Below are 25,471 nucleotides of genomic sequence, written 5' to 3'. Positions count from 1 at the left end.
TGGGCAATTTCGAGCCGCTGCCGAGAGGCTGAGGCTTAGCGCTCTTTTGGCATGAAATGAGCAGCCAACTTGGCCCACCGTCCTGACTGAAACGGCCCAATGCTTAGCGCTCACACACAAACAATGTCCTTAGCCCGTAACCCCTGAGGTTTTCTCCCTCATGTTGTAGCTACCGGTCTCGACCCAGGTCGTGTTGTGGACAATCCGATCCATGATCGCGTCCGCGTGAACCCCTGACCCGAGCCTGGCGTGCCAGTCCGACTGCTTGTACTGGGTGCAGAACACCGTTGCCGTCGAACCGTACCGACGTTCCATCAGTTCCAACAGCATCCTCAGGAACGCTCCCTTCGGAGGATCCAACAGCCACTCATCGATGACGAGCAAGCTGAATGCTCCGTACTTCTTCAAGAACTTGTTCTGCCCCAAGGGCTTGTCCTCGGCCTGCCGCCATTCCTCTTCCAGGTCCGGCATGCGCACGTAATGCGTGCGGATCAGCTTCAAACACGCCTGCTTCGCCAAGGCGCAGCCCAGATACGACTTCCCCGACCCGGTGAATCCCTGGAACACGACGTTGTGGAATTGGTCAACGAAGGCGCAGCTGGCCAGCTCTGTGAGCGTCATCCGGTTCAGCCCGCGTTCCTCCAGCAGGTCCACCTGCCTCAGGTCGGCGTTGGGGTAGCGCAGGCCGGCACGCCTGATCAGGCCGCTGACCTTCGAATGGGTGAAGGACGAATGCGCGTGGTCCACGGCCAGCCGCAGACGCTCTTCAAACGTCAGCCCCATGCTCAGGATGTCGTCCTGGGCCTCCACGGCCTCGAGCAAGGCGCCGGCGGCCATTTCCCGCATTTTCCTTTTGGTTTCCATGTCTATCGAGGTCATCGGGCACCGCCCGAGTAGTAGTCGCTGCCGCGCACGTATCCGCCCGGTTCGGGCTCGGGAAGGGAATCAGTCCGGATGCTTGTCCGGTCTTGTCCGGTGTCCAAGATCGGCCTGAGATGCGCATACCGTGGCGAACGCACCAGGCTTTGCAAGGCGACGCGGCATGCCGCCTCCAGCCGTTCCGGGCTGAACTTCCTTGAGAGCCTCAATACCGCCAGTGCTGCGTTCAGCCCCTGCTCGGCGAGGGGAAACGAAGCAAAGATCCGGTCCACGACTTCCACGGCGCTGGGCCCGATGCGGCTCGCCCAGCCCCTGACCCGCTTCGGTTCCCACTGCCGCCACTGCCGGTCGGCGGGGATATCAGAGTCGTTGGTTCGATACTGGTTGATCGCCGAGGCGGGCAGCAACCGGTGGCTGGTCAGCCGTTCCTGGTTCCGATAGACCTCGAGCATGGTTTCGGTGATGCGCAGGTCAACGCTTGCCCCGACATTGACCAGCGGAACGGAGTAGTAGTTCCGCTTCCACGTCACGTAGCTGTTCTTCGCGACCTTGCGCTTATAGACCCAGTCGCTGATTTCGTACGGCACCGCCGGCAATGGACGGAGCAACGGCTGCTCTTCTTCCAGGAAGACGCTCAGCCGGGACCCCGCACGCTTCTGGAACGGCTCGTCGTTATACGCCTGGACGCGTTCACGGATCGCTGCACGAAGCTGGGCCAGCGAGGTGAAGCGGGTATCGCGCAGTCCGGCAATGATCCACGTCGCCACGTGGCCCACCGTATTTTCGACGCTGGACTTGTCTTTAGGCTTCCGGACGCGGCCAGGCAACACCGCTGCCACGTAGTGGCCCGCTAGGTGCCGGTAGGAATCATTGAGCACGATCTCTCCCTCGGCAGGATGCTTGATCACCCCGGTCTTGAGGTTGTCCGGGACGATCCGCGGAACTGAGCCTCCCAACGCCTCGAACATGGAAACGTGGGCACGCAGCCAACTGGCCTGCTTCATATCGAGGCAGGCCTCGACAAAGGCAAACCGGCTGAACGGCAGGCACGCCACAAACAGGTAAACCGTCTTCTTGGCGCCGGTGTCCGGGTCAAGCAAAGCCATGGTCGGGCCGGACCAATCGACCTCGATGCTCATCCCGGCCTTGTGCTCAACGCGTGAGGTGGCGCTGTGTTCCAGGACGTACCGGTGATACGTCTTGCAGAACCTGTCGTAGCCCATGGTGGCTTGGCCCTTGACGGTTTCCGCATCAACGTATTCGCTATGCAGGAGCTTGAGCGTCACCCCGACCTTCGCAAGTTGCTTATGCACCGCGCCCCAGTCGGGCTGCGCGAACACGCTCTGGTGGTCCCCACGACCCGGGAACAACAGCTCGTAAACGGCATTCTCGGTTTTGTCTTGGGCATCGGTCCATGTGATCCCGGCGTTTGATGCGGCATCGAGGACGTCGGAAACGCTGTTCCTTGAGATGTTCTGCGAGGCGGCGATATTTCGCCCCGACATCCCTTCGGCGCGAAGCCGGAGTATCAGCTTCGCATTGATCTTTCGTACCATTGAGTTGCTCCTTCTACCACGTGGCCGTCACATGGTGGGAGGAGCTTATTTCATGGCTCTCAGGGGCGCTATTGGCGGCTCTGAAGAAGAATATTCGCAATCTGGCGGGGTGGCTCTGAATGGCAATATTGGTGGCTCTCAAAGTGGCAAATATTCAATGTAGGTCTTGCCCCCGCCGCTGGGGGCGATGACCAGCAGATTCGTCGGATCGTCCCGCCACTGATGCGTCGCGTAGCGTTTCATCCGCGCCTCATCGATCTTCCGGCCCGGAAGATACTGCAGCTCGGCAATCGATGCACCCGGCAGGGGAAACCGTGCCTGCTTGATGAGCTTGTCGACCTTGTTTGACCGGCGGGCATCCAGGGCGTGGTCCACCGCCTGCATGAACACTTCCTCCGGCAGCAGCTTGTCGTTGGCTTCGTCGTTGGTCAGTTCCAGGAATTTCTCGGCAAACACGGTCAGCCGGAGGTCCTTGATTTTCCGGTGGTCTTCGCTGCTAAGCATCGGTGCCACCCCGTCCCTTGTAGTGCTCCGCGTCGCGGACAAACACTCCGGCAAGGTTCTGGATGTCCTTGAGGTTCTTCACGTTCTGCGCTGCCGGGGCTGCCGCGGCCGGCTGGTCCTTGGCGGCGGCAAGGGTCGCCATCACCCGTTTGAGTGAGGTGTAGCTGGGATGCCCGTTGATGTTCAGCATTTCCTGGCAGGCTTCCTCCAGCGAGGCCTTCTTCCCGCCCAACTCCGTGAGGATATTGCGGCACGGCAAATATGCCTGGGCTTCGACCTTGTTGCGGTCCAGGATCTGGGTGATGACCTGCACGGTGGCCGGCCCGTAATTCCGGGCACGGTTCAGGAACCACTCCCTGGACCACAAGCCCTGGACCTCTTGGTGGTGCTTGGGCGCATGGGAGAACTCCGTGGAGTACTGGCCCCGGCGCCCGAGCTTGCGCGGGTGCCGGCAAACCTTGGCCTGCCCGTCAAAGATGCTCACGGTGGTTGCGGTGATCCTCACCGACAGGATCTTCCCTGCCAACTCATACGGCACCGAATAGTGCTGGTAGTCGCTGGTGACGTGATAGTTCCGTCCGACCTTCAACTGCTTGTATTCCACCGACTCGAACGGATGATCCGGCAGGGGCTGCAGCAGCGCGGCTTCCTCCGCGTCAAAGACTTCCCGCCTCGTGGTCCCGTTGACCCGGCGCAACCGTTCGTTCAGGTCCAACAGCCGCTCCTGCACCGCGTCGTTGAGTTCCTCGAACGAGGTCCAGGTCTCGGAGGCGAGATAGCCGATAACGCGGCTCTCCACGGCCTGCACCATTCGCTCGACATGGGCCTTGTCGCGTGGCTTGTTCGATCTTGCCGGCACGATCGCCGTCTGGTAGTGCTCGGCGAGCTGGCGGTAGGACTTGGTCACCACCACCTCGTTGTCTGCCCGGGTGCGCTTGTGGGTTGCGGTGCGGGCATTGTCGGGCACGATCATTTGTGGGACCCCGCCGATGAACACCAGCGCGTTCACGTGCGCCTGGTTCCAGGCTTCCTGCTTCATGGTGCCGAACGCCTGGCAAAACACCAGCCCGGAGTACGGGAGGGACGCGACGAAAAAGTAGGCCTTGCCGGTTTCCCCGGTCACGGTGTCCACCACCGGCGGGGTCGGACCGACCCAGTCCACGAATATGGCCTTGCCCGGTTCGTGCTGCAGCGTGGCCACCACGTCGGTGGCGGCGGCGAAGCGGTTGGACAGCTCGCAGTATTGCGAGTAGCTGTATTTCTTCGCTCACTGGTCGCCCCCAGGTATTTGACCCAGCCCTGCTGCAACGTGAAGAACCGGTTGTGCTTCATCTCCTCGATGACCTGGGCGAAATGCGGGTCTGCGTAGTCTTGGGAGACGGCCTTGCGTCCGTCCGGGAACAACTGCTCGATGTCCGCTGCGGTCATGGAAGCGAAGCGTTCGGCCGTGATGCCGGCGGCGCCAATGGCCTTCTTCACCGCCGAAACATCACGACGCGAACAGCCCACCGACGCGGTGATTTCCTCATAGGTCCGGTGCTTGAACACCAAGGACATGATGGCCTGGTAATCCACCAAGGTATTTCTCCCTTGAACTAGCCGCCACACGGAGTTGTGCGATGGCTAGTTCAAACGATCATGGGCAGGTTACGGGCAGTACCGTGTCACCGGAACAGCAGTACCGACTCGTCGGAACAACAGTTCCAACAAGCGCTATTTGGCAAACTAACCAATGAATCACCCGCAAGTAGGAGGATTTAAGTTCAATCAACCTAGTAATACTTGAAATCTAAAGTTCCGGGTCAGCGCTGATCTTGATAGGATTTAAATCATGCGTATTGCCGTAATAGCCCTAGGTAAAATCGGGCTTCCTCTTGCTGTCCAGTTCGCCGACTCCGGTCATGACGTCGTCGGTGTGGATGTGAATCCCCAGACGGTTGATTTAGTCAACGCCTCCACGGAACCGTTCCCTGGCGAGGCGATGTTGCAGGAAAAGTTATCTGCGCTGGTGCCGGCTGGTCGGCTGCGGGCGACGACGGACTATTCCGAAGCGATCCCTGGTGCTGACGTGGTGGTACTGGTGGTTCCATTGTTTGTAAATGACACCACGTGGGAGCCTGATTTTGCATGGATGGATGCGGCAACGGAGTCTTTGGCAGCGCACTTGACACCTGGGACACTAGTGTCATACGAGACTACGTTGCCGGTCGGGACCACGAGGGGTCGGTGGAAGCCGATGCTCGAAGCGGGTTCGGGGTTAAAAGAGGGCCAAGACTTCCACCTGGTGTTCTCCCCCGAGCGGGTGCTCACCGGTCGAGTTTTCGAGGACCTGCGGAAGTACCCCAAGTTGATTGGGGCGCTTTCTGGTGAGGGTGCTAGGCGTGCGCGAAGCTTTTATGAAGCCGTGCTGCAGTTCGACGAACGTCCCGATCTTGCCCGCCCGAATGGTGTGTGGGATCTTGGCACTGCAGAGGCCTCCGAGATGGCGAAACTTGCTGAGACGACCTACCGTGACGTGAATATTGGTTTGGCGAATCAGTTTGGGATCTTTGCAGCTGAGAACGGGATCGACGTGTATCAGGTGATTGAGGCCTGCAACTCGCAACCGTACAGCCATATTCACCGGCCAGGGATCGCCGTAGGTGGGCACTGCATCCCGGTGTACCCGCGGTTGTACTTGACGACGGACCCGGACGCCGACATCGTGCGCACCGCACGATTGTTGAATGCGTCGATGCCGGAGCGACTGGTTAAGCAAGCCGAAGGGGTGCTTGGATCGTTGGAGGGTCAGAGGGCCGTCGTGCTTGGCGCCTCTTACCGCGGTGGTGTGAAGGAGACTGCGTTCTCCGGCGTTTTCCCGACGGTTGAGGCATTGCGCGAGCGTGGTGCAGTAGTCAGCGTCCATGACCCCCTCTACAGTGACGACGAACTCCGTTCTCTCGGGTTCGAACCGTATGAGATTGGTGGAGAAATCGATCTTGCGATTCTGCAGACAGACCACGCACATTACCGCGAGCTCACTCCAGCGCAGTTACCAGGTGTGAAGCTGCTGGTCGACGGACGTAACGCTACGGATGGCTCCCAGTGGGTCGGCACTCCCAGGATCGTAGTGGGCACGGCATCCGTGCCAGTTAACGCTGACGCGTAAACAAATGCGACTAGACATTTTCCTGATCGGAGTCAGCAATCGTGACTGACCCTTCCTCTGTTCGAATCGTTGATTCTGCCGATGTTTCGGCGGATGCCGTGATTGGAGCTGGTTCATCGGTATGGCATCTCGCGCAGGTGCGTGAGGGTGCGCAATTGGGCACAAACTGTATCGTCGGGCGTGGCGCGTATGTGGGCACCGGTGTTGTCATGGGTGACAACTGCAAGGTTCAGAACTATGCGCTCGTCTATGAGCCCGCTCGGCTTGCCGATGGTGTGTTCATCGGTCCTGCGGTTGTGTTGACCAATGACACGTATCCGCGTGCGATCAATCCCGATGGCACTATCAAAAGTGCGCATGATTGGGAGCCTGTTGGGGTGACCATCGAGCGCGGCGCGTCGATTGGGGCACGCGCTACGTGTGTGGCCCCGGTGACCATTGGTGCTTGGGCGACTGTCGCCGCAGGTGCGGTCGTCGTAAAGGATGTACCCGCCTATGCGCTGGTGGCCGGGGTTCCGTCACGGCGATTGGGGTGGGTCGGCGAGGCTGGACATCCTCTTGTTGTTGGCGATGCACATGGTAGTTGGGTCTGCCCGGTAACTGGTGATCGTTATGTAGAAACAGACGAAACTTTGATCAAGGAGAACGTATGAGCGATTTCATTCCCCCTGCAAAGCCCATTATTGGTGATGATGAGCGGGCTGCGGTTGACCGAGTGATGCGGACCGGGATGGTAGCGCAGGGGCCGGAGGTCGCGGCGTTCGAAACAGAATTCTCTGCCCACTTCGTTCCCGGCCGCCTGTCCGTTGCCGTGAACTCCGGCACCGCTGGCTTGCACCTTGGGTTACTTGCGGCCGGTGTCGGGCCAGGGGATGAGGTGATTGTGCCGTCATTTACGTTCGCAGCGACGGGGAACTCGGTGGCGCTGACCGGCGCAACACCAGTTTTCGTGGACATTGAGCCAGAAACTTTCAGCCTTGACCCGATAGCTGTCGAAGCGGCGATCACCTCGAAAACCCGTGGAATCATGCCGGTGCACCTGTATGGGCACCCGGCACGAATGCGCGAGCTCCAGGCAATTGCCAAGAAGCATGGAGTCGCACTTTACGAAGATGCAGCGCAGGCGCACGGTGCGATGTTGGATGGGCGCCCGGTGGGATCGTTTGGTGAGTTCGCGATGTTCAGCCTGTACCCGACGAAGAACATGACCAGCGGCGAGGGCGGCATGGTTACCGCCGCCACCGACGAGATCGCTCGAAACCTCCGATTGTTGCGCAACCAGGGGATGGAGCGACAGTACGAGAACGAGATCATTGGGTTCAACGCCCGGATGACCGACATTCACGCGGCGATCGGCCGGGTACAGCTGACTAAGGTTGATGCCTGGACGAAGACTCGACAGGCCAATGCGGAGTTCCTAAATGCGAACCTGCAAGGTGTGACCGTGCCCCCGGTGGTTGATGGTGCGGTGCATGTGTATCACCAGTACACGATCCGGGTTCCGGAGGACCGGGACGGGTTCGTTGCGGCGCTCAAGGCCGAACACAACGTGGGGGCGGGAGTTTATTACCCGATCCCGAACCACCGCCTGCCATCCCTTGCCTCATACGCCCCCGGCTTGGACCTGCCGGAGACGGAACAGGCGGCCCGCGAGGTCGTTTCCCTCCCTGTTCACCCGGCACTCATCCAAGATGACTTAGACCGTATCGTCACCGCCGTCAACACCCTGGTAAAGGCAGGCGTCTGATGCCAGTACTTCGCGCCGGCCTTCTTGGCGTGGGCATGATGGGCCGGCACCATGCCCGGGTGTTACGGGAAATCGAGGGGGTAGAACTCGTTGCGATTGCCGATCCAGGTGGTGACCCACACGGGGTCGCCGGGGACCTGGAAGTCCTGCCCGATATTGACGCGCTGATTGCAGCAGGCATTGATATCGCAGTGGTGGCGGTGCCGACCGCGTTCCACGAGGAAGCCGCGCTTAAGCTTGCCGCGGCGGGTGTCCACACGTTGGTGGAGAAGCCCATCGCACATTCGCTAGAGGCGGGGCAACGCATGGTTGATGCGTTCCGTGATGCGGGTCTGGTCGGTGCCGTGGGGCATATTGAACGGTTCAACCCCGCGTTGCAGGAGTTGCGTCGCCGGATCGAAGCGGGCGAGTTGGGTGCCCTGTATCAGGTGCAAACCCGCAGGCAGGGACCGTTTCCAGCCAGAATCTCGGACGTTGGGGTTGCCAAGGACCTAGCATCCCATGACGTGGACCTCACCGCATGGGTGGTGCAATCCGAGTACGAGTTTGTATTCGCACAGACCGCGTTTAAGAGCGGACGTGAGCATGAAGACATGATTGCAATCACCGGGCGTACCCGCTCAGGCGTGATCGTGAACAACCTCGTGAACTGGCTCAGTCCGATGAAGGAACGCCTTACGGTCGTCACAGGTGAGAAGGGCGCCTTCGTCGCTGACACGGCCACCGGTGATCTCACGTTCTACGCCAACGGCACTATCCCGTTGGAATGGGAGTCCGTCTCATCCTTCCGCGGAGTTTCCGAAGGAAACATCACCCGGTACGCATTCGCTAAACGCGAGCCCCTGCGCGTCGAGCACGAGAACTTCCGCGACGCCGTCCTGGGCAAGCCCTCCGACATCGTAACCTTGGAACAAGGCCAACGTACTCTCCTCGTGGTCGAAACCGCACTCCAAGCGGCGCGCGAGAGCACTGTCGCGAAAATCTAAGGGCTCGCTGATCATTTAGTTTGAGTGTCGCCGGTTTTCGGGGTGTGATTCCACTTGGGGTGCCATTCGTTCCTGCTTCAGCGTGCCGCTGGATTCTACCTCCGGCATTTCCCTGTCGGGTATTTGCACACCGGTGGGCTAGATTCCGGTGTCCAATTCTGCTTGGAGGTGATTCCGGTTTTCTGGTTGTTGCGGCAATGGATTTCGTGATGACTTCGTGCCTCCCGCTCCAAATAGCGGAGCTGCGGGAGGCGGGCTTCTGCCCGATCTAGTTCCACTTGCTGTTGTCCGGCAGCAGAATGCATACGGTGATGTCCATACCCGTTTCAACGGCCAGGGTGCCAAATAGCTGACGGTACCGGTGTTCTGGCAACTTGGTGTGAAATCTCGCTTCATCGTAGACACTGAATCTCACCACTTCGTGGGCAGGCAACCGATCTCATGTCACACACCAACAAGCCGGAACAGAAGTACCCTCTAGCGGCTATTTGGCAGCCATAGCGGCCATCTCGGTCTTACACAACCGGGTGCGGTAGCCGTTGGATCCTCCGTCGTCTGCGGTGATCAGCGTCCGATTGGCTTCCGGGTGGGGCGTCCGGTGGTGTCCCGGCAGGAGGAAGGTGCTGACGGTGGAGGCGGCAGTGTCGTGGTCGATGTCCACCGACACCCGGCCGGAGCTGGTGCCCATGTCATGGACGCCGTAGGGTGGGTCATGACTTTGTCTTGGTCGATGAAGTCGTCGACCTTAGCCGCTTCAGGGTCTCCGGTGGGGCATCATTCGATGCCCTTGTTCTGTCTTCCCTGACCAGTTTCATCTTTTTGGCGTCAACGGAAATAGCGCGCTGTACGGCCTACGCGCGCGCAACGCACGCCATCCTCTGCGTAATGGCCATGCGACCGAACGGCGCCCGCTTGCGCCTGCTGTAAAGCAGAGGAGTGTTTGGCGTCCGGAAGGAATTGGCGTGGACAGTCGCGTTTGGGCACTACCGCGACGACTTTTCTATTTACTTCTTGGTTGCGTGAAAGGCCTCGAAGGTAACGATTGATCTGAGAGACGGAAGCAGATCATCAACCATCCTGTCGTACACCGGATCGCTTTGACGATAAGGATCAACGACATCCAGTTGTCCTCCCAACTTCATGCGCGCCGAATGCCGCGCTAGTTGGGCTGCCTTGAGTAATGCGGCCCAGCGTGTATCCACAGAAACTGAATCGTTTCCCTTGGGCAAGATGTGGCCTGGGATGGTCGCCAATTCCTCCAGTACGGCCGCAAATTCCCGAACGGTGTATGTGCGCTTGAGCAGCCTCGGGCTCATCGCTACGATGCTCTTTCGGTGCTCATCGGTCAAGGCAAGTACAAGGTCGCTGCCGACAACGACATCCTCGCTGAGTTGTCTTGCCACGAATCCATCGCTTGCCACGCCGACGTCACGCAGCTTCATTGAGGATCGCTCATCCATTTGTTGTCCCACCAACGCGTGGGAGCCGGCACTTCGAAGAGTGAATGAGCCGGGGGAGATACGGTCTAGCTCGCTTTGAAGAAATAGCTGAGCATATGGTGAACGGCAAATGTTTCCGGTGCAGACTGTGAGGATCCTGATCATGACTTGATCTTAGTCAATCTGGTCAGTCTTTGATCGAATGCAATGGATGAGCAGCTCAGATTAACACACCGGAGGTACTACTCGTGAAGCTGGTGGATGTAATCACAGCTGCATCACGTCATGTCTATCTTGTGCCGTCAGGAACCGAATGTCCAAACTGTGCATCAATTCCAGCTAAGATTGAGGCAAACCCTCAAAGTCTTTTCGACTGCGCGCAAATTTACCGGGAGCACTAATCAGTGGAACATCTTGAAGAGAATGTAGCGGACGGCCCGGATTTAAGGCAATATCTGCGAATGCTGCGCACGTTTTGGCGAAGCATTACGAGCGTCGTCCTGATTGCCATTATCTGCGCCTTCGGTTGGACCTTTACGCAGCAGCCTCTATATGCTGCCTCAGCATCCGGCCTAGTTATCGCCAGCGGAGCGGACACTGCTGCCTTGGCTCTGTCAGGTGACAGCTTGGCTAAGTCGCGGGCTATTAGTTATAAGAGCATTGCTGCAACGCGCACCGTTGCCGAACGTGTGCGGGATGATCTGGAACTCGATACAAGTGCTGAGCACCTTCTGGAGCAGCTCGCAGTCGATCTGCCTACCGGCACCGCCGAGGTACGTTTGAGTATCACCAATGCCGATCCCGTCTTGGCGCAGAAGACCGCGAACGCCTGGGTCGATGCACTTGCAGAACAAGTCACGGAAATTGAATCCGGTTTTGCCAGCGGATCATCGAACAAGGATTCAATCGTTCAATTTGTTCCACTGGTGGATGCCGAAATTCCGACTGCGCCGGTATCGCCCAACACCAAGTTAGCCATAGCTCTTGGGGCTGTGCTCGGGTTGGCGCTCGGTGTCGGATATGCCTTGCTCCGGCAGCATTTGGACCGCCGTGTTCGATCCGTCGAGGATCTCGAGAAACTTGGCACGTCGGTGATCGGCACGATCCCGTTGGACCCCCGCTTGGTGAACAACCGCACAACCATCGAAACCGGCGCCTTGGACCATGACGACCGTGCCTCGCACCCATATGCCGAGGCCCTCCGCGAGCTGCGTACCAACCTCACCTACGTTGATGTGGACAAGCCGGCACGGGTAATCCTCGTGACCTCATCAGTCCCCGGCGAAGGAAAATCTTCCGTCGCTGCGAACCTGGCGATCGCCATTGCGTCCACCGGCCGCCCCACGATTCTTGTTGATGCCGACTTGCGCCGCCCCGTGGTCACCGACGTCTTCGGTCTTCCGGGTGGGGCAGGGCTCACTGATGTGCTCAGCCACCACGCGACGCTGGATGACGTTCTCCAGCCCTATGGACCCATTCCAACGTTGTCGATTCTCGCGGCCGGACGAATCCCACCGAATCCTTCGGAGCTTTTGGGATCCCAGGCAATGCTCTCCCTGCTCGAAGACATGAGCCGCGATGCATTGGTTCTTATCGATGCACCGCCACTTCTCCCTGTTACGGATGCGGCTGTATTGAGTAACCTTGTCGACGGAGTTCTGGTCGCTGTGAAGGCCGACTCGACATCCACCGATGAGGTTGCCAAGTCCTTGAGCAATTTGCACAAGGTGGGGGCAAGGGTCCTAGGATTCGTCCTGAACCAGGTGCCTACCAAGGGTGCGTCAGCTGCCAACTACGGTTACTACGGACAGTACTACTACGCCTCCGATGAGCCACTGGCGGACTCGACGAAGAAGGCCAAGCCGAGCCGTCGCCTGAAGAATGCCGTTCCGGTGCAGGCTCCGATGCGCAGTGTCGAGCCACAGACTGCGGCCGTTGTCCACGTGGACGGCAACGCTTCAGAGGCTACGTACATACCCGCAGATGCTGAATTCGACGATGTGCTGACGACGCGAGCAGGTATGCGGCACCTAAGGCGCTAATCCTCGCAAACTAAACCGCTCGTATCCGGCCACAGTGGCCGGATACGAGCGGTTTTTTGTTTCATCAATAGATCTTTGTGTGATTCCGAGGGTGGGCCGGTTCGAGACGCATGAGCGCGATTGCCTCTCTCAGAGGTGGCGCTTCACCGCTGGGTAGTATCCCTTAAGGTAACCGGTGGTGGTGGGGTGCAAATTGAAGGGATCAGCCAGATCCACCTGGTTGAAGTAGATCCATGGCTTATTTGCGCCCAGACCGTGGTTGTTGAATGCCCCGGTGACCGAAACGAACTTGGCACTGGTACGCTTCGTGGCATTCTTGATGGCCAGGTTGAGTGCATCACCCAATCGGTTCAGTTGTTTGGCGCGCTTGGCGGTGATGAGCTGCTGGTCCCCGTTTGAGGTGGTGAACAGTCGCGGGTAGCCAAGAACCAGGATCTTGCCGCGGGTGGCGGCGTCAAGCGTGCGCAGGGTCTGGTGCGCGGATGCCCCGATCGTTGGGATGGCCAGATTTCCCAGGCGCAAGGCACCATCGCAGGCAGCATCACTTCCCAGCGCGCTGCAGGCCGTTACGAGCCCTCTGATATCGAGGTCATTGGCGCCCAGGGTGAGGGTCACCAATTCGGCACCGGCCAGGTAGGGCGTCAGCAGCGGCACAGTACCGGCGATTTGGGCGTTGGTGAGGCCGGCACAGGCGGCATTGGCGGTGAGGTTGATCCCGGGCCGGGCGTCCAACGACGTGACGTGCGTTGGTCCGCTTCCCTGGAGGCAGCCGGGCGGCATCATCGGGTTTTGGGTCGGGATCCCTGAACCGAAACCGGCGGAATATGAATCGCCGAGATTGACGTAATCAGTGACCTTGGACTGGGTCTTGGTTGGGGAGGCAGTGGCGGTGGCCGGGGCGATGCCGGTGAACGTGAGGGCAAGCGCCGCGGCGCCGATGCCCAGTGCGGTGAGGAAACGAAATTGTCTTCTGCGAGCCATGAGGATTGATCCTGTCTCAAGATGGCGGTGCACGGTGGCGCACACCGGATCAAGCCCGAATGCACGGGCGGCAAGTGACGCACACGTGTGTCCCCGTGCACGTGGGTGGCCCAACCCCAAGGTCTCGCCACAATCCGACCCCCCAAGCGAGGATTGGTTCAGCTGCCGGCGGGCCAGAAAATACTGGTCCGCGCGTATTGCCAATCGTAAGCGCCGTGGTTCACGGAGAACAGGCTTGTGGGGGAGTGGGGTACCCCGGCATTGAGCAACGCCATCCATGATGCCCCCTGGGTGAGCGCGTATGAGCGCGAACGGCGTGTGGCGGGAAGCCTGCTCCGGAACCGAAACCTTAGAGGGGCAGTGCCGAGCGAATGGGCCAGTCCTGGCCCTCGAGGATGACCTGTGCGCAGCTGCCCGTGTCGGCGTTGAACACCAGCGGAGCGAAGAGGTTGACGCTGGCTTGATGGTCGGAGGTATTGACGATTACCAAGACGCCGCGGGAGCCGGGCTCCGGGTCTCCCACCAGTGCCATTTGTTCGTTGGTGAAGACGGGTTTGTAGTCGGTCAGGTGCAGCGCCGCATCCAACACGAAAAGGCGAAGCCCGGCTGCTTGGGGAGAGGCCAACGCGTACAAGCCAAGTGCTCCCTCCACCGGTTCCAGGGACAGCGTGGTGGCTTCGGGGAAGCCGGGCAAGGCCGCTGCCGGAACCAAGACGCGGCTCATCGCAGGAAGTCCATCAAGGAGGGCTGCAAGGTGCGCGAAGCCGCGGACAGAGCCGCCTGGTAGGCAACCTCTTGGGTCTTGAGTTCCAGAATGACAGAACCCAAATCGATGTCCTCGATGCCGCTTCGCCTTGCTTCCAAGGAAACGGAGTCGGCGAGCAATGCGTCGTCGGCGGCGAGGACCGCTGCGTGGCTGGCACCAATAGATGCCTGGGATCCCAGGACCCTTTGCAGGCTCGCATCGAGCTCGCCGATGTGGGAGGAAATATTGGTTCCGGCGCGCAGATCAGCGACGATGTTCTTGATCAGTTGAAACACGCTCGTGTTGCCCTCTCCAAATACCTGGGCTCCGTCGGCATCCACTCGGACGCTCGAGTTCGTTCCGATGCGGCGTTCCACACCGCTGGTGCCCGAGAACCCATAGGCACTATCCACTGCACTGGCTTGGTCGGATGTCCCGGCAAAGACGTGACGTCCCATGAACTGGGTGTTTGCCGTATTGAGCAGGGCATCGTGCAGTTGGTCGAGTTGCAAGGCGATGGCTTCCTTGGCATCCGGAGGCAACGCGCCGTCGTTGGCGCCCTTGACCGTGAGGTCGCGAACATGCTGGAGGATGTCGGTGGCGGTTGTCAGCGCCTGGTCCGTGGTGGAGAGCCAGCCGTTGGCATCCTGCACGTTGCGGGAGAACTGCTCGTTCTGGCGCTGCTGCGTCCGCAAAGCCATGACATTGGCGGTGCCGGCAGGGTCGTCGCTGGGCCGGCCGATTTCCTTGTGGGTGCCGGCCTTGTTCTGGATCGTGGCGAGCCGGTTCATGGCTGCCTGCAGGTTGCGCTCGGTGTTGGTGGTCAGCGATGCGGTGGTGATTCGAGTCATGGGCCTTCTCCTTTATCGTCCAACGAGCCCGGTGCGGTTGATGAGTGTGTCAAGCATTTCATCAATGGCAGTCATGACCCGTGCGGCGCCCTGGAAGGCGTGTTGATTGGCAATGAGGGCTACGTTTTCCTCATCGATGGAAACAGCGGAGACCGATTGCTGGGTGTTGACGGCGCCGGCAGCGGCAACGGCGGAAGAGACTGCCTGCTGGGCCTCGGATTTGGTCGCGGTTCCGATCTTGATGACCATATTGGCCCAGAGTGAGTCGGGACCGTCGGCGGAGCCACCCAGCTTGGACATTTCCGTTGCGTTGGAGCCGTCGAGCGCGCCACCGGTTGTACCGGCGGTGGCAAGGTCCTTGGCCCCGGTGGCCAACATCGTCAGTGAGCGTGCCGGATTGTTGGAATCGGTGATTTCAAAGAACGGGGGACCGGGGTTGCCATCCACGGTCTTGCCGTTGGCCTGCGCCGCGTTGACGGTGGTGGCCAGCTTCTCTGCAATCGCGTCCAACGACTTCGCTGCCTCGGCCAGCGGTCCGCCGGTTCCAGCATCATCGGCCGGTGCGAGAAGGGAAACAGTGCCGGCGATGCGGCCTGCCTGCAAAGCCACGGACTGTCCCGGGCGGTGGGCCCACTGCAGCGCCGGGGCCGTGCCGCCAGCGAACGTAGCCGACCCGGTGACCTCCAACGGGCGCACCGTTGAGCCGGTGACCAAGGCGTTGCCATCGATCAACACGTCAACGGTGCCATCGGGCAGTTCGCGAACCGTCGCGCCAGAGAGTTCCGAGATGGCTTGCGTGAGCACGGCGCGCTGGTCCAGCAAGGCGTTCGGGGCCCCACCGGCCGCGACCGCGGAACGAATTTGGGCATTGAGCCCGGCGATGGTGCTCGCCGCGCTGTTGACGTCATTGACCATGGTGTCCAGGGACTGGCGTTGGGCTGACCATTGGTCGGTTACTTCGGTGTGGGATTGGCCGATGCGGTTAACCACCGCCTTGGCCCGCTCCAGCAGGACGGCTGCGGGGGAGGATTCGCCTGGCTGGTTGGCCACGTCTTCCCAGCCGGCCCAGAACTCATTGAGCAGTGAGGACAGGCCGTTCTCGCCTGGTTCCCGCAGGATTCCCTCGAGGTTTGTCAGGCCCTCGGCACGGGTGTCGGACTGCGCGGCCAGGGCCACGGTCCCGCGCACGCGGGCATCCAGGTGCGCGTCGGCGAGCCGGGCGATTCCGGTGAGCACCACTCCCTGGCCAACGCCGGGGCGCGAAGCGAGCAAGCCGGTGGAAGCGACGGAACCTGCAGAGACGAAGTCGGCCCGCTGCCGTGTGTAACCCGCGGTGCCCACATTGGCCAGGTTGTTTCCGGCAGTCTCCATGGCGAGGCGCGCCGCGTTGAGGCCGGACATGGCCGTATTCAGTCCGCTGAACGTACTCATGTCAGTTCCCTATAGATTCGTGTCGATGATGTGTGCACCGGAATTGTGTGCCGCCGATGTTCCGGAAGGACCGTATAGCGAGGTGTCTTCACCCAGGTTCGCCAGCGTTTCCTGGGTGGAGCGGTAGGCCGCACGCAGATACTGTTCATTGGCGTCCCGTAGCCGGGTGATTTCAGCCGTGGTGTTGCGCAGCGCAGTCAGGTGGGCGGTGAGGATCTCATTCCATGGACCAGGAGGCGCAGCCTCAATGATCCGGGTCAAAGGTGAAGCCGCGTCAATTCCCCAAGTGGATGCCAGCTGTGACGCTTCCAAGGCGCGCGCAAGACCGGCGGCGTGGACCTTCTCGAGAATGTTCTCGATCTCCCGCGTCGCCAGCGGAATCCATTGCGACTTCCCGGAGACCAGCAACAAGTGCTCTTCCTCCAACTTGAAGTGAAGCAACTCGAGTAGTTCCCGTTCTTTCCACAACAGGGCCGAAAGCTCATTGGTTCCCATGTATCCATCTCTCCAGACTGTTGTGCCCCCAAATATCCCCAGTTATTTCAGTCTATCGGCCGGTCCAAAGTGAACGTTAGTTGTACATCTTCAAATTGGGGTGCATTCATGTCCGCTTTTTGGGGATACTCGGGCTACTATCTTCGTTGGGGAAATTGTTTTTTTGGGGAAAACAGACGTGGCCACTGGCAATAGCTCTTGGCTTGATCATCACTCAAATTGACAAGGACGATCCGGGTGGAGCGACAGGCACGCAACCAGTTGGTTATAGAGAACCTTCCCTTGGTCGGATATCTGGCGGCAGAGTTATGTGCCAAGGCGACCCACCTTTCCCGTGAGGACCTCGCCTCGGTGGGTGCCATTGCACTCATTACGGCCGCCGATGCCTTTGACGACTCTCTGGGCGTCCCCTTCGGGGCCTACGCGCGCCGGCGCATCCTTGGTGCATTTGCAGACGACATGCGATCCAACGACTGGGCCACCCGGGGCGCGCGAAAGAAAATCACCGAGACGCGTACGGTCCAGGAATCCCTGACCTCAGCACTGGGGCGAACCCCCACCGTTTCCGAACTCTCCGACGCCCTCGGCATGGACCAGGCATCAACCCTTGCAATCTTGAGCGATTCGGCCCGCACGGTCGTATCAATTGATGACACTATGAACGATTACCTGGTCTCAGGCACGGAGACTCCTGAAGAGGCCTTGCTCGAGACCGAGCACACCAAGGTAATCCGGGATGCCGTTGCCGCGTTGCCGGAAAACCTGCGTGTCATCATTGAGCGCATCTACTTCAAGGGATCGACGGTGAAAGAGCTTGCTGCCGAAATGGGTGTCACCCATTCGGCGATCTCCCAACGCCGCACCACCGCCATGAAGCTGCTTCATGAAGGTCTGCAAACGCGATATGTGTCGGAGCAGGCACCAGCACCGGAAACCGCCATGACCCGGGCCGCGACCCAGCGACGCGAACTTTACCTGAAGGAATTTGGCCAGCGGGTGTCCGGCGGGATCGTGCGGATGGCCGGCAACGTCGTCTCACCCTCCGCATAACAGGCCCGAAAAACTTCTTCCTATCGCTAACCAGCGATGCTCGGGTGCCGATAGTCGGTGATTGAGGTCCACGGACGGACCTCGTTACAGACACCCGTCTCACGGAGGAATTCACCATGGGTATGCAGATCAACACCAACATCGCGGCACTGAACGCACACCGCAACCTGACCAGCACGCAGAACGACCTTTCCAAGTCGTTGGAGAAGCTCTCCTCGGGCCTGCGCATCAACCGCGCAGCCGACGACGCAGCAGGTTTGGCCATCTCCGAGGGCCTGCGTTCGCAGGTCAACGGCCTCACCGTTGCTGCCCGCAACGCCCAGGACGGCATCTCGGTCATCCAGACCGCTGAAGGCGCCCTGACCGAGGTCCACTCCATCCTGCAGCGCATGCGCGACCTGGCCGTCCAGGGTGCCAACGACTCGAACAACGCCGATTCGCGCACCGCCATCAAGGCCGAGGCCAACGCGCTGGGCTCGGAGCTCTCGCGTATCTCGGAATCCACCAACTTCAATGGCATCAACCTGTTCCAGGGCGGTGCGGTTGCCGGTCCTGCGTCGCTCAAGTTCCAGGTCGGTGCCGAGGGCGACGCAGCATCGCAGATCACCGTTTCCCTCGACAGCCTGGCTACTTCGCTTTCGGGCGTCGTGACCATGATGGGTGGCACGGTTTCGGCTGACGCTGCCGGGTTCATTGTCACGGACGCCACCGCGGCACAGACGACCATCGAATCCATCGACACGGCGATCAAGAACGTCTCCACCTCGCGTGCCAATCTTGGTGCCAACCAGAACCGCTTCGAGTCGGCCATCAACACCCTCAATGTTTCCCGCGAGAACTTGCAGGCTGCAGAGTCCCGCATCCGCGACGTTGACATGGCTTCCGAAATGGTCAGCTTCACCCGTTCGAACATCCTTTCCCAGGCCGGAACCGCCATGCTCGCGCAGGCAAACCAGGCCAACCAGGGCGTGCTGCAGCTTCTCGGCTAAGCACCATAACGGTTTAGCAACCGGCGTTCCCGGGCATTGATGATGTCCGGGACCGCGCCAAGCAGCAAACGATCTCCCGTGGCAGGCATCGACTCTTCGAGTCCCTTGCCTGCCGCGGGAGATTTGCGGTATCCACACCATAGGTAGAAGCGGAGAAAACATGGGCCTGGCACTCGACGGACTAGCCAGCGGGCTGGACACCACGGCATTGATCAAATCCCTCATGCAGGTGGAGGCGATCCCGCAGAACATCCTGAAAAACAAGGTCAGCGCGACTCAGACCATGGTGTCGGCCCTCCAGGCGCTCAACACCCGCGTCGCCGACCTCGCCACGCTGACCACCAAACTGGCCAAGCCCGAATCGCTGCAGCTTTTCAGCACCTCGGGAAGCTCCGAGGGACTGACCGTAACGACCACCACCGGCGCAAGCGCAGGATCCCTGGACCTCACGGTGACCAAGTTGGCCCAAAGCCAGCTCCAGGTCTCCGACCCGGTCACCGAATGGACCGAATCCAGCTTCTCCATCACCGCCGCCGACGGCACCGAAACGCTCATCACGGCACCATCGAATTCACTCGATGACATCGTCACGGCTGTCAATGCCTCGGATAGCGGCGTGCAGGCGGTCAAGGTTTCCGCCGGCAAGGACGCGAGCGGCGTGGACCAATACCGGGTCCAATTTTCCTCCGGCGAATCCGGTGCAGCGAACTCCTTTACCATTTCCGGGACCGCGGTTCCGATGACGGAAATCCGCGCGGCACAGGACGCCGAGGTCAAGCTCTGGGCCGGAACCGCCGCCGAGCAATCCGTCAGCTCCACTACCAACACCTTCGCCTCCCTCTTGCCGGGCGTCGATGTCACCGTCTCCAAGGTTTCCACCGATCCAGTCACCGTGTCCGTGGAACGCGACGGCGAAGCCACCTCCAAGGTTGCCTCGGACCTGGTGGATTCCCTCAACGGCCTCTTCAGCTTTATTGCCACGAACTCGGCGGTCACTTCCGGAAGCGGCGGTGCCACGAAGGGCATGATCTTCACCGGTGACAGCACGGCGCGGATGGTGAAGCAGCGGGTGATGGACGCGGCGATCTCGCCGATTGACGGCAAGTCGCCTTCCGAGATCGGCATCTCCATCACCAAGGACGGCAAGCTCGAATTCGATTCCGAAAAGTTCTCCCAGGCCCTGGCCGAAGATCCAGCCCGGGTCGAAACGGTGCTGCAGACCATCTCTTCCCGGGTCTCCGCGGTGTCGACGGACATGTCCGACAAATACGACGGGGTCATCACCTCCCGGATCAAAGGCCAGGAATCGGTCGTGACCCGTCTTGATGACCAGATCTCGGACTGGGACCGGCGCCTGGACAGTCGGGAAGCCACGCTCAAGCGGATCTACTCGGCTCTCGAAGTTCAAATGAGCAATCTCAATTCACAATCGTCGTATCTTGCCTCTCAATTGGCCTCGCTCCCGACAACGCAGAAGCAGTCATGATGAACCCCGCCCAGAAACTTGCCCAACTCAATCGCGAAGCAATCCTTTCGGCCAGCCCGGCGCGCCTTCTCACCATGCTCTACGACCGCCTGTTGGTGGACCTGAACCGTGCCGAAGCAGCGCAACTCGCAGCGGACTGGGCAGTGTCCTCGGAAAACCTGGTGCATGCCCAGGCCATCATTTCCGAACTGGTCTCAAGCCTGGACTCCGAGGCCTGGTCGGGGGCAACCGCGCTCCACAGCATCTACGCCTTCGCCACCCAGCTGCTCATTGATGCGAACGTCAAGCGCGACCCGGCGTTGACGCGACAGGCCATCGGCATCATGGAGCCACTGCGGCAAACCTGGCACGAGGCAGCTTCCGCCCCGGCTGCCCCCAGCACCGGTGGCGTCCACATTGGCTAATCAGCCCGAATCCGCCGGGCACTTGGTCCCATGGGAACGCTTCCTCGCCGATTTGGAGGACCAGGTGGCCCAACTGCGCGAATCTTGCGCGGATGACGCTTCCTTGCTCGAGCTGCCCCACGCTTCATGGAGCCCGCCGGCCGGCATGGGCGAATTGCCACCGGAGCTGGGCCCACGGGCGCGAGCGATACTTGCGGAAATGGATTCGCTCACCCCGGTCCTGGGGGAACGGCGCGACGAAGCCGCACGGCAGCTCCGTGCCGTTTCATCGGTTCCACGAGATTCGGCAGTGACCTCCGTTTACCTGGATTCGGTCGGATAGCCCAAACAGCTAACGGCCAACGCCGGGTAGCCGATTGTCTATTTTGAGCACGGATAGCTCACTTCCTTTTGAGCCCACGGATGGGCCACGAAACGACCTTGGAGCGATTCGTCGTGTTCAATTCCGTCACGTCCATGGCGATCGAAAGTGCCCTGGATGGCCTGGCACTGCGCCAGCGTGCCATTGCCAACAACATCGCCAACGTCAACACGCCCGGCTATCACGCCCGCCGTGTTGAGTTTGAATCGGCCCTGGCCAAGTCCGTGGCCGACGGCAACGGCCAGGCCACGGCGTCCACCTCCGCATCTCTGGAGCCCACACGTCTCGACGGATCCAACGTCAATCTGGACACCGAGACGCTTTCCAACATCGACACCGTCTTGCGCTACCAATTCGCCACGCAGGCCGCCTCCGGGCCGTTCAACTCCATCCGCACCGCCCTTCGGAGCAACTGATGCTTGACGCCATCGGAATCGCCGGCAGCGCACTGACCGTGCACCGCAAATGGCTTGACGCCGTCTCCGACAACTTGGCCAATGCGAACACCGCCACTGCCACGGACGGCGAAGCCTTCCGGGCCCGCTACGTCTTGGCCCAGGCCGGTGCCGAGAACACCGGCGTGTATGTCGCGGGTGCGGAGTTCGGGGACGCCGAAGGGCGCATCGTGCACGAACCGGACCACCCGTTGGCGGACGAGGAAGGCAATGTCCGCTACCCGGATATCGACATGTCCGAGCAAATGGGATCCCTGATCATGGCCCAGCGTGGCTACCAGGTCAACGCCGCGGTTGTGGACCGCGCCAAGGAAACATACCAGGCAGCACTGCAGATCGGACGCAACCAGTAATGGCCTTCGAAATCGGCCCCGTAGCGGGCGTCAGCCCCACCCTGCCCACCGGATACCTGAAGCCGGCCGGTGCACCCGCCACCGACGGATCGGCTTTTGCCAATGCCCTGGGAGGGGCAGTGGACCAGGTCCAGTCCCTGCAGGCCGCCTCCAATGATCTTTCCATCAAGGCCGTGACCGGGGACCTGACGGATATCCATGCCGCCACCCTCGCCTCGACTCGTTCGGCCGTTGCCCTGGAAATGGTTTCCACCTTCCGCAACCGTGGCGTTGAGGCCTTCAACGAGATCATGAGGATGCAAGCCTAGTGGCCAACGTTCCAGCCCCGCTGGCCAAGGCCGCGGATGCCGTGCGCGGCTTCAGCCTGGCACAACGCACCATTGCCTTGATCGGCATCGCCGTCCTGGCCTTGGGAACCATTGCCTTGGTTTCCTTCATGAGCCAACCCAAGCTGACGCCGTTGTTCACGGGCCTTGCCCCGGAAGACGCCGCCGGTGTCGTAGAACAATTGAAGGCCGATTCGGTTCCCTATGAACTTACCGGGGGAGGGGGCACCATCCTGGTGCCCGAGGCCAATGTCTACGACTCGCGTCTCAAGGCCGCTGCTGCCGGGCTGCCCACAGCCGGTACCAGTGGATACTCCCTGCTCGATGACATGGGCGTGACCTCCAGCGAATTCCAGCAGTCCGTCACCTACAAGCGGGCGCTCGAGGGCGAACTGGCCAGCACCATCCAGGCCATGGACGGGGTCAACCTTGCCTCGGTCAAGCTCGCCATTCCCGAGCAAACCGTGTTCGTGGATTCCAAGACCAATCCCACCGCCTCGATCTTCGTCGAGACCAAGCCCAATGTGACCCTGGGCAACGACCAGGTCCAGGCCATCGTGCACCTGACCTCCGCCGCCGTTGACGGACTCAAGGCCGAGGACATCTCGGTCGTGGATTCGACGGGCAAATTGCTTTCCGCCGCAGGGGTCGGACTGACCGGCGGCGCCGAGAAGCAGGCTGCCGACTACGAAACCCGGGTTGCCGGAGTCATCCAGGCCATGCTTGACCGCGTGGTCGGCCCCGGCAACGCCACGGTCGCCGTGGCAGCAGACCTGTCCCTGGAATCGGCGGAACGCACCGAGGAATCCTTCACCAACCCCGAAGGCGAACCCGCGCTGACCGAATCCGTCAAGGAAGAGGAATACGAGGGGACCGGCGGGGCCGGCGCAGGCGTGCTGGGCCCGGACAACATTGCGGTGCCCGGCGGCGAGAACGGCGAGGGAACCTTCACCTCCACCGACAACCAACGCACCAATGCGGTGAACAAGGTGACCGAGAACCGCTTGATTCCCTCCGGCAACCTGAACCGCCAGAGCGTCTCGGTGGCCCTGAACTCGGCAGCCACCCAGGGCCTGAGCATCCCCGACATCACCCAGATGGTCAGCACCGCAGCAGGTATCGACGAAGCACGCAACGACACCGTCAACGTCTCGGTCGTGCCCTTCAACGCCGACGGCGCCGCAGCCGCGGAGGAAGCGCTCGCCGCCGCAGCCGCCGCGGAGGAGGCAGCCCGCACCGCGGAGCTCCAGCGCACCTTGATCATTGCCGGGGTCATTGGCCTGGCACTGATCCTGGCGGTGGTTTACGCACTCTACGTGAGGCGCAACAAGCAGAACCGCGAACCGGTTGACCTCGGCGAGTTCCGCGAATTCACGTCGCTGCCGCCGGCACCGACGGCGGCAGAAGTCGCGTCACCGAACACCATGGCCATCAGCCAGGTTCCGGCCACCGCCCCGGTGGCAGAGTTGGTCACCCCGCACCACGTCAAGCGCGAGGAACTCTCTGCACTGGCGGCCCGGGATCCGGCCAAGATGGCCGACTACCTGCGTTCCGTGATGGATGACAAGGGGACCGAATAATGGCCCAAGGAGCCGGGACGCCCCGGAAGCTGACAGGCACCCAAAAGGTCGCCATCATGCTCATGCAATTGGACCAGGAGAATGCGGCGGAAGTCATGCGCCAGTTCACCGAGTTCGAGGCAGATGAGATCGCCGCCGAAATCGTGCGCCTGCGCCGAGTGGATTCTTCCCTAGTGGAAGACACCGTCCGTGAAATCCACGAACTTGCAACTTCCGGCAAACCCAGCGCGCGCGGCGGGCGGGACATGGCCGCGGGTCTGCTCGAGGCCTCCTTTGGCAGCGAAAAGGCCAGCACGGTCATGAACCGGCTGTCCTCTTCCATGGCCGGGATGACCTTTGAATTCCTTGAAGGCACCGAACCTGCTCACATCGGCTCGCTGCTGGACGGGGAACTGCCGCAAACCATCGCCCTGGTCCTGGCCCACCTGCGCCCCGAGGTGGCCTCGGCGGTGATGGCGGGATTCGAGGCGCCACTGCGCACCGAGTCCGCCCGGGCCCTGGCCACCATGGGCACCGCCGTGCCCGAGGCAGTGCGCGTGGTGGCCGAGGAACTGAAGAAACGAACCGGATCGGTCATTACGTCCCACGAACCGCTCGAGACCGTTGGCGGCATCCAGCCGCTGGTCGACATCCTGAACCGCTCTGACATCACCGTGGAAAAGGACCTGCTGGCGTCCCTGGACGAGCACGATCCGGAGCTGGCCGAGGAAGTGCGCTCACGCATGCTCTCCTTCGCGGACCTGGTCAAGTTCGACCGCCGTGACGTGCAGCGGGTGTTGCGCGGCGTCGATGCGGCAACGCTGGCCTTTGCCCTCAAGGGCGCCGCAGCCGAGGTCGAGGACACCATCCGCGCCAACATCTCCGACCGCACCAAGGAAATCCTTGATGCGGAGATCTCCTCCATGGGTCGGGTGCGTGTCTCCCAGGTCGAGGAGGCCCGCGCCGACGTGGTCCAGTCCATCCGGGCGCTGGAGGCCAGCGGCGAGATCACCATCAAGCGCGGCGACGAGGAAGACTATGTCCTCTGACCCGGCAGCCTTTGAACCGGCGCACTTCGGTGCCCTGGAGATTTCCGAATCCGCCCGGCGCGAGCAGGGAACCTCACAAGCCCATGGCTACGCCACGGGCTACGCGCAAGGCATCCGTGCCGCCGAGGCCGTAGCCCGGGCCCAGCGCGAGGAGCTGGCGCGGGCAGCGGCCCATACCGATGCAGCGCGCGCTGCCGAACACGCCGAGGCGGTGCGCGCCCTGGGTGCGGCGGCCACGGCCCTGCATGCCCGCACAGTCCCGGTGCTGGAGGCAGCCTCCACCGTCCTGGTGGAATCCGCTCTGCTGTTGGCAGAAAAGATCATTGGCAAGGAACTGTCCAATGACCGCTTCGGCGCCAAGGCAGCCTTGGACCGCGCCATGGCTGGCATCGACGAGACCACGGTTCGCCAAGTCCGCATGAACCCGCAGGATCTGGCCCTGCTGGAACTGGACAAGGTTCCGGGCACCGGGATCGCGCTGGTTGCCGATCCCGTACTTGCCCGCGGGGATGCACTGACGGCATTCGACGAAGGATTCCTTGACGCTCGCATCTCCACGGCCCTAGAACGAGCCTGTGCCGCATTGCGTGGGGCAACCCCGTGAGCGTGGACGCACGGTCCTGGACCGGCCTTGA

27 protein-coding genes and 1 pseudogene are annotated in these 25,471 nt (G+C 61.2%); 16 read left to right on the top strand and 12 right to left on the bottom strand.

What is annotated here, in order from left to right:
- Positions 1-129 precede the first annotated feature (129 nt).
- From OIU93_RS18670 to OIU93_RS18650, 5 genes are all read right to left on the bottom strand, one after another.
- Complete coding sequence (locus tag OIU93_RS18670) at positions 130-846, bottom strand: ATP-binding protein (protein WP_372342967.1); 717 nt, start codon at positions 844-846, stop codon at positions 130-132.
- Between the two features lie 29 nt (positions 847-875).
- On the bottom strand, positions 876-2,435 hold the full coding sequence (gene istA / locus OIU93_RS18665; RefSeq protein ID WP_264271558.1) for an IS21 family transposase: 1,560 nt from the start codon (positions 2,433-2,435) through the stop codon (positions 876-878).
- 138 nt (positions 2,436-2,573) lie between these two features.
- A complete protein-coding gene (locus OIU93_RS18660; protein ID WP_264271557.1) occupies positions 2,574-2,939 on the bottom strand; it encodes an ATP-binding protein in 366 nt (121 codons plus the stop codon).
- Entirely contained in the window at positions 2,932-4,140 is a 1,209-nt protein-coding gene (istA, locus tag OIU93_RS18655) for an IS21 family transposase (RefSeq protein WP_264271556.1), read from the bottom strand. Before istA (OIU93_RS18655) ends, OIU93_RS18660 begins: the two co-directional genes overlap by 8 nt.
- Positions 4,059-4,517, bottom strand: coding sequence for a hypothetical protein (locus OIU93_RS18650; protein ID WP_264271555.1), 459 nt, complete (start codon positions 4,515-4,517; stop codon positions 4,059-4,061). Before OIU93_RS18650 ends, istA (OIU93_RS18655) begins: the two co-directional genes overlap by 82 nt.
- Positions 4,518-4,770: 253 nt before the next feature.
- On the opposite strand from OIU93_RS18650, the gene OIU93_RS18645 reads away from it, so the two are divergent.
- Genes OIU93_RS18645 through OIU93_RS18630 form a run of 4 tightly spaced genes read left to right on the top strand, consistent with a single transcriptional unit; the run spans position 4,771 to position 8,820 of the window.
- Complete coding sequence (locus tag OIU93_RS18645; protein ID WP_264271554.1) at positions 4,771-6,087, top strand: nucleotide sugar dehydrogenase; 1,317 nt, start codon at positions 4,771-4,773, stop codon at positions 6,085-6,087.
- Positions 6,088-6,128: 41 nt separating this feature from the next.
- Complete coding sequence (locus OIU93_RS18640) at positions 6,129-6,740, top strand: acyltransferase (protein ID WP_372342966.1); 612 nt, start codon at positions 6,129-6,131, stop codon at positions 6,738-6,740.
- The gene (locus OIU93_RS18635; protein ID WP_264271553.1) at positions 6,737-7,834 is read left to right on the top strand and encodes a DegT/DnrJ/EryC1/StrS aminotransferase family protein; all 1,098 of its coding nucleotides are present in this window, start codon (positions 6,737-6,739) and stop codon (positions 7,832-7,834) included. The genes OIU93_RS18640 and OIU93_RS18635 overlap by 4 nt, the downstream gene beginning before the upstream one ends.
- Entirely contained in the window at positions 7,834-8,820 is a 987-nt protein-coding gene (locus OIU93_RS18630) for a Gfo/Idh/MocA family protein (RefSeq protein ID WP_264271552.1), read from the top strand. Before OIU93_RS18635 ends, OIU93_RS18630 begins: the two co-directional genes overlap by 1 nt.
- Before the next feature lie 484 nt (positions 8,821-9,304).
- On the opposite strand, the pseudogene OIU93_RS18625 reads toward OIU93_RS18630, so the two are convergent.
- Positions 9,305-9,523, bottom strand: a pseudogene (locus OIU93_RS18625) (ISAzo13 family transposase); the annotation flags it as partial.
- Between the two features lie 301 nt (positions 9,524-9,824).
- Entirely contained in the window at positions 9,825-10,424 is a 600-nt protein-coding gene (locus OIU93_RS18620) for a low molecular weight phosphatase family protein (RefSeq protein WP_264271551.1), read from the bottom strand.
- 239 nt (positions 10,425-10,663) lie between these two features.
- Between OIU93_RS18620 and OIU93_RS18615 the strand changes: the two genes are divergently transcribed.
- Entirely contained in the window at positions 10,664-12,301 is a 1,638-nt protein-coding gene (locus OIU93_RS18615; protein ID WP_264271550.1) for a polysaccharide biosynthesis tyrosine autokinase, read from the top strand.
- Between the two features lie 129 nt (positions 12,302-12,430).
- Here the strand turns inward: OIU93_RS18615 and OIU93_RS18610 are convergent, their stop codons facing one another.
- The 5 genes from OIU93_RS18610 to OIU93_RS18590 all read right to left on the bottom strand — a co-directional run bounded on the left by OIU93_RS18610 (position 12,431) and on the right by OIU93_RS18590 (position 16,804).
- Positions 12,431-13,282, bottom strand: coding sequence for a GDSL-type esterase/lipase family protein (locus OIU93_RS18610; protein ID WP_264271549.1), 852 nt, complete (start codon positions 13,280-13,282; stop codon positions 12,431-12,433).
- A 349-nt stretch (positions 13,283-13,631) separates the two neighbouring features.
- Positions 13,632-14,006, bottom strand: a complete 375-nt coding sequence (fliW, locus tag OIU93_RS18605; RefSeq protein ID WP_217389468.1) for a flagellar assembly protein FliW — start codon at positions 14,004-14,006, stop codon at positions 13,632-13,634.
- On the bottom strand, positions 14,003-14,878 hold the full coding sequence (flgL, locus tag OIU93_RS18600; protein ID WP_264271548.1) for a flagellar hook-associated protein FlgL: 876 nt from the start codon (positions 14,876-14,878) through the stop codon (positions 14,003-14,005). The genes fliW and flgL overlap by 4 nt, the downstream gene beginning before the upstream one ends.
- 12 nt (positions 14,879-14,890) lie before the next feature.
- Positions 14,891-16,309, bottom strand: coding sequence for a flagellar hook-associated protein FlgK (flgK, locus tag OIU93_RS18595; protein WP_264271547.1), 1,419 nt, complete (start codon positions 16,307-16,309; stop codon positions 14,891-14,893).
- Between the two features lie 9 nt (positions 16,310-16,318).
- A complete protein-coding gene (locus tag OIU93_RS18590; RefSeq protein WP_264271546.1) occupies positions 16,319-16,804 on the bottom strand; it encodes a flagellar protein FlgN in 486 nt (161 codons plus the stop codon).
- Positions 16,805-17,041: 237 nt separating this feature from the next.
- Here OIU93_RS18590 and OIU93_RS18585 point away from each other — a divergent pair, with 237 nt between their 5' ends.
- The 11 genes from OIU93_RS18585 (at position 17,042) to OIU93_RS18535 (ending at position 25,440) form a co-directional block, all read left to right on the top strand.
- Positions 17,042-17,854, top strand: coding sequence for a sigma-70 family RNA polymerase sigma factor (locus OIU93_RS18585; protein ID WP_264271545.1), 813 nt, complete (start codon positions 17,042-17,044; stop codon positions 17,852-17,854).
- Between the two features lie 116 nt (positions 17,855-17,970).
- On the top strand, positions 17,971-18,843 hold the full coding sequence (locus OIU93_RS18580; RefSeq protein ID WP_264271544.1) for a flagellin: 873 nt from the start codon (positions 17,971-17,973) through the stop codon (positions 18,841-18,843).
- A gap of 160 nt (positions 18,844-19,003) precedes the next feature.
- A complete protein-coding gene (gene fliD / locus OIU93_RS18575) occupies positions 19,004-20,329 on the top strand; it encodes a flagellar filament capping protein FliD (RefSeq protein ID WP_264271543.1) in 1,326 nt (441 codons plus the stop codon).
- Positions 20,326-20,733, top strand: coding sequence for a flagellar export chaperone FliS (gene fliS / locus OIU93_RS18570; protein ID WP_336245109.1), 408 nt, complete (start codon positions 20,326-20,328; stop codon positions 20,731-20,733). The genes fliD and fliS overlap by 4 nt, the downstream gene beginning before the upstream one ends.
- Positions 20,726-21,055, top strand: coding sequence for a hypothetical protein (locus OIU93_RS18565; RefSeq protein WP_264271542.1), 330 nt, complete (start codon positions 20,726-20,728; stop codon positions 21,053-21,055). Before fliS ends, OIU93_RS18565 begins: the two co-directional genes overlap by 8 nt.
- A gap of 113 nt (positions 21,056-21,168) precedes the next feature.
- Positions 21,169-21,510 (top strand): flagellar basal body rod protein FlgB, encoded by a 342-nt coding sequence (flgB, locus tag OIU93_RS18560; RefSeq protein WP_264271563.1) that lies wholly within the window; start codon positions 21,169-21,171, stop codon positions 21,508-21,510.
- Positions 21,507-21,902 carry a flagellar basal body rod protein FlgC gene (locus OIU93_RS18555; protein WP_264271562.1) on the top strand — a complete coding sequence of 132 codons (396 nt, stop codon included), beginning with the start codon at positions 21,507-21,509 and terminating at the stop codon, positions 21,900-21,902. The genes flgB and OIU93_RS18555 overlap by 4 nt, the downstream gene beginning before the upstream one ends.
- Positions 21,902-22,210, top strand: a complete 309-nt coding sequence (locus tag OIU93_RS18550; protein WP_264271541.1) for a flagellar hook-basal body complex protein FliE — start codon at positions 21,902-21,904, stop codon at positions 22,208-22,210. The genes OIU93_RS18555 and OIU93_RS18550 overlap by 1 nt, the downstream gene beginning before the upstream one ends.
- A complete protein-coding gene (fliF, locus tag OIU93_RS18545) occupies positions 22,210-23,808 on the top strand; it encodes a flagellar basal-body MS-ring/collar protein FliF (protein WP_264271540.1) in 1,599 nt (532 codons plus the stop codon). Before OIU93_RS18550 ends, fliF begins: the two co-directional genes overlap by 1 nt.
- On the top strand, positions 23,808-24,836 hold the full coding sequence (fliG, locus tag OIU93_RS18540; RefSeq protein WP_264271539.1) for a flagellar motor switch protein FliG: 1,029 nt from the start codon (positions 23,808-23,810) through the stop codon (positions 24,834-24,836). Before fliF ends, fliG begins: the two co-directional genes overlap by 1 nt.
- Entirely contained in the window at positions 24,826-25,440 is a 615-nt protein-coding gene (locus OIU93_RS18535) for a FliH/SctL family protein (RefSeq protein ID WP_264271538.1), read from the top strand. The genes fliG and OIU93_RS18535 overlap by 11 nt, the downstream gene beginning before the upstream one ends.
- Positions 25,441-25,471: the final 31 nt, after the last annotated feature.

The sequence above is a fragment of the Paeniglutamicibacter sp. ZC-3 genome (assembly GCF_025847175.2).
Lineage (GTDB): Bacteria > Actinomycetota > Actinomycetes > Actinomycetales > Micrococcaceae > Paeniglutamicibacter > Paeniglutamicibacter sulfureus.
This window is presented reverse-complemented; position numbering and strand designations above follow the sequence as displayed.